The organism is Phenylobacterium sp. (genome assembly GCF_030654915.1).
Taxonomy (GTDB): Bacteria; Pseudomonadota; Alphaproteobacteria; order Caulobacterales; family Caulobacteraceae; genus Phenylobacterium.
On the sequence record NZ_JAURWM010000146.1, the window covers coordinates 1 to 4,949 of the forward strand.

6 protein-coding genes are annotated in these 4,949 nt (G+C 66.9%); 4 read left to right on the plus strand and 2 right to left on the minus strand.

The annotated features are described in order from the left end of the window. The 3 genes from Q7T84_RS07635 to Q7T84_RS07645 form a co-directional block, all read left to right on the plus strand. Positions 1 to 402 (plus strand): adenosylhomocysteinase (locus Q7T84_RS07635; RefSeq protein ID WP_304807365.1); only part of this gene is annotated, 402 nt, incomplete at its 5' end. A gap of 86 nt (positions 403 to 488) precedes the next feature. Further along, entirely contained in the window at positions 489 to 1,325 is an 837-nt protein-coding gene (locus Q7T84_RS07640; protein ID WP_304807368.1) for a PfkB family carbohydrate kinase, read from the plus strand. Next, complete coding sequence (locus tag Q7T84_RS07645; RefSeq protein ID WP_304807370.1) at positions 1,322 to 2,455, plus strand: serine hydrolase domain-containing protein; 1,134 nt, start codon at positions 1,322 to 1,324, stop codon at positions 2,453 to 2,455. Before Q7T84_RS07640 ends, Q7T84_RS07645 begins: the two co-directional genes overlap by 4 nt. Here Q7T84_RS07645 and rarD read toward each other — a convergent pair. Next, complete coding sequence (gene rarD / locus Q7T84_RS07650) at positions 2,452 to 3,363, minus strand: EamA family transporter RarD (RefSeq protein ID WP_370653627.1); 912 nt, start codon at positions 3,361 to 3,363, stop codon at positions 2,452 to 2,454. The genes Q7T84_RS07645 and rarD overlap by 4 nt on opposite strands. A gap of 123 nt (positions 3,364 to 3,486) precedes the next feature. After that, positions 3,487 to 4,521 (minus strand): aspartate-semialdehyde dehydrogenase, encoded by a 1,035-nt coding sequence (locus Q7T84_RS07655; RefSeq protein ID WP_304807383.1) that lies wholly within the window; start codon positions 4,519 to 4,521, stop codon positions 3,487 to 3,489. Positions 4,522 to 4,657: 136 nt separating this feature from the next. On the opposite strand from Q7T84_RS07655, the gene Q7T84_RS07660 reads away from it, so the two are divergent. Then, positions 4,658 to 4,949: PaaI family thioesterase (locus Q7T84_RS07660; RefSeq protein ID WP_304807385.1), on the plus strand; the 292-nt coding region annotated here is incomplete at its 3' end.

The window sequence follows — 4,949 nt, forward strand, 5'->3', positions numbered from 1 at the left end:
AACATCGGTCACTTCGACTCGGAAATTCAGGTCGCCGGCCTGAAGAACTTCAAGTGGGACGAGATCAAGCCGCAGGTCCACCACGTGGAATTCCCGGACGGCAAGAAGATCATCCTGCTCTCGGAAGGCCGCCTGGTGAACCTGGGCAACGCCACGGGCCACCCCAGCTTCGTGATGAGCGCCAGCTTCACCAACCAGACCCTGGCCCAGATCGAACTGTGGACCAACAAGGCCAAGTACGAGACCAAGGTCTACACCCTGCCCAAGCACCTCGACGAGAAGGTCGCCTTCCTTCACCTCGAAAAGCTCGGCGCCAAGCTGACCACGCTCTCCAAGGACCAGGCCGACTACATCGGCGTGCCGGAAGCTGGTCCGTTCAAGCCGGACCACTACCGCTACTAGGACTTTTTGGTTTCCTCCGGTCGCCCTGTGCGACCGGAGGATGCCTGCTTGTGGCCCATGAGGCCGCTCGGCTAATCAGAGCTGGCATGCCGCTCGCGCTCATAATCTCCAACCATGTCGCCGCCAGTCACGTGGGCGGAACGGCCCAGGCGAGCGCCCTCTCCATTTTCGAGATCGACAGCATGGTCGTGCCGACCGTGCTTTATGGCCGCCATCCCGGCTGGGGCGCGCCCGGCGGCGCGCGCGTGGCCCACGAGACGCTTGAAGGGATGTTGGCCGGGATCGAGGCCAACAGGTTGCTGGCTGAGACCGACCTGGTCCTGACCGGCTATTTCGCCTCACCAGAACAGGTGAAGGTCGCCGCTCGCGCCATCGACAGTGTGCGCCGCCTCAACGCCAAGAGCGCCCGACCGGTGGTGATCGTCGATCCGACCCTCGGGGACGCCGGCAAGCTCTACGTCCCCCCCGAGGTGGCTACCGCGGTGATCGAGGAACTGGTCCCCCGCGCTGATATCCTCGCCCCCAATGCCTGGGAACTGTCGCACCTGACCGGCGCGGACATCGCCGCGCCGCAGGCCGCCCTGGCCGCCGCCCGCAGCCTGGGCAAGCCGGTGCTGGTGTCGTCGATCGATTGCGGCGCCGAAATCGGCGTCATCTACGCCGACCTGTCCGAGGCCTGGATGGCCGTCCATCCTCGCGCGCCTTCCGCGCCGAAGGGGACGGGCGACCTGCTGACCGCCCTGTTCGGCGCGGCGCTGCTGGACGGGCTCACCGGCTCAGATGCGCTCGCCCGCGCGGTCGGCGGGGTGGCCGCGAGCGTGGCGGCGGCGCAAGCTTCGTCGGCCGCCGAGCTTCCGATCATCGGTATGGGCCAAAGACTGAAGACGACTTCCCCCAGCGTGCGTTTGGAGCGATTGGCATGACGACCGACATCGAGATTCACGGGGTCTGCCCCGAGCGCTTCGCCGGCGTGCGCGCCGCCTTCGAAGACAATTTCGCGACCGGCCAGGAACTGGGCGCGCGCTTCGCCCTGGTCGAGGCCGGCGAACTGGTGGTCGACCTATGGGCCGGCTTTGCTGACCGCGCTCGCACCAAGTCCTTCGACGACAAGACCCTGACCCCAGTGTTCTCGACCACCAAGGCCATCGCCGCCCTGCTGATCGCCCGCCTGGTCGATCAGGGAAAGCTCGCCTACGACCAACCGGTCGCGCAGGTCTGGCCGGAGTTCGGGGCGGCCGGCAAGGCGGCGATCACGGTCGAGCAGGTGATGAGCCATCAGGAAGGCCTGTCGGGCTTTCCGGACGAGATGGAGGCGGCCCTATGGTTCGACTGGGACGCCATCTGCGCCAAGCTCGCGGCCATGGCCCCGCTATGGCCGCTGGGAACCGCCAGCGGCTATCATCCAATCACCTTCGGCTATCTGGCCGGCGAGATCTTCCGCCGGGTCGATGGGCGCACGATGGGGACGGCCCTGCGCCAGGACCTCGCGGTTCCGTTCGGCCTCGACCTGTGGATCGGCCTGCCGGACGCCGAGCATCACCGCGCCGCCGACCTGCAGCGCCCGAGCGGCCTGCCGAATTTCGGCGAGATCAACGCCGCGACCAAGGCCGCCTTCCTTACCCCCTGGTCCTCGCCGGCTGGGCGCGGCCAGGCCGAGTGGCGGCGGATGGAGATTCCCTCGGCCAATGGACACGCCACGGCGCCGGCGCTGGCCCGGTTGATCGGGGCGCTGGCTAACGACGGCTGGCTGGACGGCGGCGAAATCCTCTCGCCCTCGCTGATCGCCGAGGCGTCGCGCGAGCGTATCCACGGCCAGGACCTGGTCTTGCCTTTCGTGATGAGCTGGGGCGCGGGCTTCATGCGCAACAGCGCTGTGAAGGTCTGGGGACCGGGCGAGCAGACCTTCGGCCACTCCGGCTGGGGCGGATCCTGCGTGTTCGCCGATCCGCAGACCAAGCTGGCCGGGGCCTATGTGATGAACAAGCAGTCCACCGACCTGATCGGCGACGCCCGCGCCAAGCGGCTCATCGAAGCGGCCTACGCGGGGCGCTAGGCCGCGATGCTCGCCGTCCGCAGCAAGCGGCTGCGGCGCCAGGCGCCGTAGGCGAAGATCGCCGCGCCGCACCAGATGAAGCCGAACGACACGCCGCGCAGCGGGGTGAAGGCCTCGCCCTGCATGACGCCCATGACGAAGGTCATGCTGGGGGCGATGAACTGCAAGAAGCCCATGGCTGAGAACGGGATGCGGCGGGCGGCCCAGGAGAACAGCATCAGCGGGATGGCGGTCATCGGCCCGCAGGCTAGGAGCCAGGCCGCCGACGACAGGCTGGCGGTGAAGTGGCCCGCGCCGGCGCTTTGCAACCAGGCGATCAGGAAGACGCCCGGCACGGCCAGGATCAGGCACTCGATCAGCAGGCCGGTCTGGGCGTCGGCGGCGACCCGTTTGCGGATCACGCCATAGGCGCAGAAGCTGATGGCTAGGGTCAGGGAGATGATCGGCAGGTGGCCGAGCGCGATGGCCTGGATGGTCACCCCGACCGCGGCGAGGCCGATGGCGGCCTTGCCGATGGCGTCCAGCCGCTCGCGAAAGATCAGCGCGCCGGCGGCCATGGCCATCAGCGGGTTGATGAAATAGCCGAGGCTGGTCTCCAGCACCCGGCCGTTGTTCACGGCCCAGATGAAGACCAGCCAGTTGACCGCGATGATCGCCGCCGACAGGGCCAGCCAGGCGATCACCCGGGGCTGACGCAGCACCTGGAGCAGTTGCGGCGTCTGGCGGGCCAGCAGGACGAACAGGAAGGCGGTCGGCACAGCCCAGAGGGTGCGGTGGGCCAGGATTTCCCAGGCGCCGATCCCCTGCCGCCCCATGACCTGGAAGGCCAGGGGCACGATGCCCCAGATCATGTAGCAGACCATGCCCGCACCAAGGGCGGCGTTGTTGACGGACGGATCTTTGGCCAAGGCGGATCCTTCGGGCACGAGCGTGGACGCCCTAACTATGGCCCTGCGAGAAACCCGCAAGGCCTAGTCAGCGGCGCCCTGGCGGTAATCGGACGAGGAATCCTCACCCGATCGCCAGTTTCATCACTCGGCGATGGCCTTGGTCTTCAGCAGGCCGCGCTCGTGCAGCAGTTCGGCGATCTGCACCGCGTTCAGCGCCGCGCCCTTGCGCAGGTTGTCGGCCACGACCCACATGTTCAGGCCATGCTCGACGGTCGGGTCCTTGCGGATGCGGCTGACGAAGACCGGGAACTCGCCCTGGGCTTCCTTCGGCGTCATGTAGCCCTTGTCGTGGCGCTGATCGATGACGATCAGGCCAGGGCTGTCGCGCAGCAGGTCGCGGGCCTCGTCCTCGTCGATCGGATCGTGGAACTCGACGTTTACCGCCTCGGAGTGGCCGACCATGACCGGCACCCGGACGCAGGTCACGGTGAGCGCGATGGACGGGTCGATCATCTTGTGGACCTCGTTCCACATCTTGGCTTCTTCGTCGGTGTAGCCGTCTTCACCGAAGGCGCCGATGAAGGGGATGACGTTGAAGGCGATCTGCTTGGGGAACTTCTTGGGCTCAGGCGCGCCGAGGACGAAGACGCCCTTGGTCTGGTCCCAAAGCTCGTCCATGCCTTCCTTGCCGGCGCCGGACACCGACTGGTAGGTCGCGACCACCACCCGCTTGATGCGCGCGCGGTCGTGCAGCGGCTTCAGCGCCACCACCAGCTGGGCGGTCGAGCAGTTCGGGTTGGCGATGATGTTCTTCTTGCCGGCATAGGCCACGTCGTCCGGGTTCACTTCCGGCACGATCAGCGGCACGTCGGGGTCCATCCGCCAGGCCGACGAGTTGTCGATGACGATGGGGCCGGCGGCGCCGATCTTCTCGGCCCAGGTCTTGGAGAATGAGCCGGACACGCTCATCAGCACGACATCGACGGTGGAGAAGTCGAACTGCTCGACGTCCTCGCACTTGATGATCTTGTCGCCGAAGGACACCTCGACGCCGATGGACTTGCGGCTGGCGATAGCGTGCATCTTGTCGACGGGGAATTTCACTTCCTCGAGGATGTTCAGCATTTCGCGGCCCACATTACCCGTGGCGCCGACGACGGCTACGCGATAGCCCATCGGAGTCTCTCCTGATCTTCAAGCGGAGCGTTCCGTTACGCTCGCAGGCCCGAAATCGCAAGCTGGACGGCGCTTTTGCCGCGCGCGAAGCAGGCTAAGGTCACACCAAGAAACGCCCGCGACCTGAGGAAACCCCATGGCCCAAGACACCGGCATGCCCTTCGCCAACCTGATGGGGGTGCAGATCACCGATCCTTCCAAGGACCGGGTGATCGGAAAGCTGCAGGTGCGGGCCGATCTCTGCACCTCCGGCCACATCCTGCACGGCGGGGCGATCATGGCCTTCGCCGACGCCCTGGGGGCGGTGGGGGGCTTCCTGAACCTGCCGGCCGGCTCGCGGACCACGACCATCGAGAGCAAGACCAATTTCGTGGGCTCGGCCAAGGAGGGGACCACGGTGACCGGGGAATCCACAGCCCTGCACGTCG

Excerpts from the sequence above, each read along its gene's own strand:
- Q7T84_RS07645 (WP_304807370.1), top strand. The coding sequence starts at position 1,322 with ATGACGACCGACATCGAGATTCACGGGGTCTGCCCCGAGCGCTTCGCC.
- Q7T84_RS07640 (WP_304807368.1), top strand. The coding sequence starts at position 489 with ATGCCGCTCGCGCTCATAATCTCCAACCATGTCGCCGCCAGTCACGTG.
- Q7T84_RS07655 (WP_304807383.1), bottom strand. The coding sequence starts at position 4,521 with ATGGGCTATCGCGTAGCCGTCGTCGGCGCCACGGGTAATGTGGGCCGC.